Origin of the sequence: Streptosporangium sp. NPDC006013 (assembly GCF_040614275.1) — a bacterium.
Classification (GTDB): domain Bacteria; phylum Actinomycetota; class Actinomycetes; order Streptosporangiales; family Streptosporangiaceae; genus Streptosporangium.
In genome coordinates this window covers 1-2,892 of record NZ_JBEXUE010000781.1, presented here as the reverse complement: position 1 = coordinate 2,892, position 2,892 = coordinate 1, and the positions used below count along the sequence as shown (strand labels likewise).

Sequence of the window (2,892 nt, the reverse complement as noted above, 5' to 3'; positions counted from 1 at the left end):
GACGACGGCCCGGCGCCGGGCCGTCGACCGGCTGCGGCGGGACCAGGCCTACGCCGCCCGGCTCGCCATCCTGCAGGTGGAGGCGGATCGGGCGGACCCCGCCCCATCCGCGGACGCGAACAGCGATCTTCCTGACGAGCGGCTGCAACTGTTCTTCACCTGTGCCCACCCGGCCCTTCCCGCCGACGATCGGGTGGCCCTGACCCTGCGCTGCCTGGCCGACCTGACGACGTCCGAGGTCGCACGGGCCTTTCTCGTCCCATCCGCGACGATGGCCCAGCGGATCGTGCGGGCGAAGAAGAAGATCCGCGAGGCCCGCATCCCGTTCCGGGTGCCCGGCGCCGACGAATTGCCGGAGCGCCTGCCGGGGGTGCTCCAGGTCATCTATTCGATCTTCACCGAGGGGTACGCGGCCAGCTCGGGCTCGGATCTGCAGCGGCTCGATCTCGCCGAGGAGGCCATCAGGCTGGCGCGGATCCTGCACCGGTTGCTGCCCGCCGAGCGGGAGGTCGCCGGACTGCTCGGGCTGATGCTGCTGGTCCATGCGCGACGCGATGCCCGGAGCGGTCCGGGCGGCGAGCTCGTGCTGCTCGATGACCAGGACCGCGGCCGCTGGGACCGCGTGATGATCGAGGAGGGCCGCGGCCTGGTACTCGTCGCGCTGACCGGTGGTCCACCCGGCCTGTACGGGGTTCAGGCCGCGATCGCCGCTCTGCACGACGAGGCCGCGGACGTCGCGACCACCGACTGGCCGCAGATCGTGGCGCTCTACGACGTGCTGCTCGCTCTCGCACCGTCCCCGGTCGTCGCGCTGAACCGGGCCGCGGCGGTGGCGATGCGCGACGGGCCGGAGACGGGCCTGGCGCTGCTCGACGAGTTGGCGGCCGAGCCGCGACTGCGCGGCTACCACCCCTACCCGGCGGCCCGGGCGGATCTGCTGTGCCGGCTCGGCCGGTTCCCAGAGGCCGCGGCGGCCTACCGGGAGGCGCTCGACCTGGCCGGCACCGAACCCGAACGTGCCCACCTGCGGGGCAGGCTGAGCGCGGTCACGACGGCAGGTCCGGCCGACACCTGACGGTTGGAGAACAAGGAGAGTTGGACATGGACCGTGACGAGATCCTCGCCTGGGTGAAGGCCGAACGGCTCAGCCTCGCCGACTTCCTCGATGACCTCGACGATCACGAGTGGAAGGCAGCCTCCCTCTGCTCTGGCTGGACCGTGCACGACGTGGCCGCGCACCTGACGCTGTCCACGCGCACCACGCTCCTCGGCACGATCAAGGGCATGATCCGGGCACGCGGCGACTGGGAGCGGATGGAGGCCGACCTGGCACGGGAACGGGCGGCCCGGTTCGGGCCCGCGGAGCTCATCGCGCAGTTCCGCGAGACGGCGGGCTCGCCTCGTCGCGCGCCGGGCTCCGCCCCGTTGGACCCGCTCACCGACGTGCTGGTGCACGGGCAGGACATCGCGCGACCGCTCGGGCGGGTGCGGGAGATGCCCGCGGAGCGGACGGTCGCGGTGCTCGACCACGTCTGGCGCAGTTTCTTCTACGGCGCCCGCAAGCGCTTCCGCGGCACGCGACCGGTCGCCACCGACCTGGACTGGTCGGCGGGCGAGGGGCCGGACGAGGTTCGAGGGCCGGCGGCCGACCTGCTCCTGCTGGCGACCGGCCGAGCCGCCGGACTCGCGGGCCTGTCCGGGCCGGGCGTCGAGCGAATCGCGGCCACGCTGTAGGTGTCCGCGCCGAGGGGCGTCTCGAAACCCGATATGGGCCTGTGGGTGCCGACAACCGTGTCCAGGTCGCCGTGAAGGTGCGCGACGCCGATCTCCGCTGAACGTGAATGAGCGACCCCGTTCAGTGTCCTCAGTAGGGGAGGAAGATCTGGCGTTCCGTCGCGCTGTCGTCGAAGGACTCCAGCCGGGTCTGTCCTTCGGTGGACAGGGTGTCCAGCATGGTGTGGAGCAGCGCGGTGCACAGAACCGTGGGACCGGCGTGGGAGTCGAAGGCGAAATCAGAGCTCACCGGTGCGAGCAGGACCTCGTCCGCGAGCTCGGTGAGCCGGCCCACCGGCTGGTCGGTGATGAGGGCGATCTTCAGGCCGACCCGACGCGCCCAGGTGAGCCCCTGTTCCAGCTCGCGCGGGTAGCGCGGCAACCCGATGGCGAGCACCCATTCGGCTCCGGAGTCCGCCGCCCGGCTCAGCCGGTCCTCCGCGATCGAGCCCGCGATGTCCAGTACCCGTACGTCGGGGAGCACCTTCTCCGCGAGATGGCCGAACAGGTGCGCCAGCGGTGCGGAGATCCGAAGTCCCATCACGAGGAGAGGGCGCGACCTGGCCAGTTGACCCGCCACCTCCCGGAGCTGACTCAGATCCCGGAGGCTGTCCCGCAGTCGTTCAAGGTCGCGGATCTCGGAGTTGACCAGTTCCTGGATCTCGTTGAGGTCCTCCGCGGGCAGCGCCGGCCGTGCGCCGCCGAACACCGATGAGCGGAGCGCGTCCCGGAACTCGGGGAACCCCCTGAATCCGAGCGCGGCGGCGAAGCGGGTGACCGACGGTTGGCTGACGCCCACGCGCTCGGCGATGTCGGCACTGGTGAAGAAGACGGCCTCCTGCGCGTGCTCAAGCAGGTAGCGCGCGATCCGGCGCTGTGAGGGGGAGAGCCGGTGGTCGTCGAAGAGCCCGCGCAGGTTCGCGGCGATCCGCGACGCGTCCGGCACGGCGAGCGGCTGGCCGGTCTCTCTGGCGTGCCCCATTCTTGAACTTCCCTTCCCCGCGGAGTGACGGACTCAGCGATGATTCTCACCGCCCGGCGGGCAAGGTGATCGGGTTTTGGCCGCATGACTTCAAGAGTGTGGGGCGAAAGCGGCGCCGGGCGGCCCCCACAGGGGGC

3 protein-coding genes are annotated in these 2,892 nt (G+C 71.5%); 2 read left to right on the top strand and 1 reads right to left on the bottom strand.

Annotation, left to right across the window (positions count from 1 at the left end; translation table 11 throughout):
• Together ABZ260_RS49410 and ABZ260_RS49405 are read left to right on the top strand one after the other, a co-directional pair.
• The coding region (locus ABZ260_RS49410; RefSeq protein ID WP_355632455.1) for a DUF6596 domain-containing protein at positions 1 to 1,075 on the top strand (1,075 nt) is incomplete at its 5' end.
• Positions 1,076 to 1,101: 26 nt separating this feature from the next.
• Positions 1,102 to 1,734 carry a maleylpyruvate isomerase family mycothiol-dependent enzyme gene (locus tag ABZ260_RS49405; RefSeq protein WP_355632452.1) on the top strand — a complete coding sequence of 211 codons (633 nt, stop codon included), beginning with the start codon at positions 1,102 to 1,104 and terminating at the stop codon, positions 1,732 to 1,734.
• A gap of 130 nt (positions 1,735 to 1,864) precedes the next feature.
• Here ABZ260_RS49405 and ABZ260_RS49400 read toward each other — a convergent pair whose 3' ends face one another.
• Complete coding sequence (locus ABZ260_RS49400; protein WP_355632449.1) at positions 1,865 to 2,755, bottom strand: MurR/RpiR family transcriptional regulator; 891 nt, start codon at positions 2,753 to 2,755, stop codon at positions 1,865 to 1,867.
• Positions 2,756 to 2,892 lie beyond the last annotated feature (137 nt).

Coding starts and splice junctions, on each gene's coding strand:
- ABZ260_RS49405 (WP_355632452.1), top strand. CDS start 1,102: ATGGACCGTGACGAGATCCTCGCCTGGGTGAAGGCCGAACGGCTCAGC.
- ABZ260_RS49400 (WP_355632449.1), bottom strand. CDS start 2,755: ATGGGGCACGCCAGAGAGACCGGCCAGCCGCTCGCCGTGCCGGACGCG.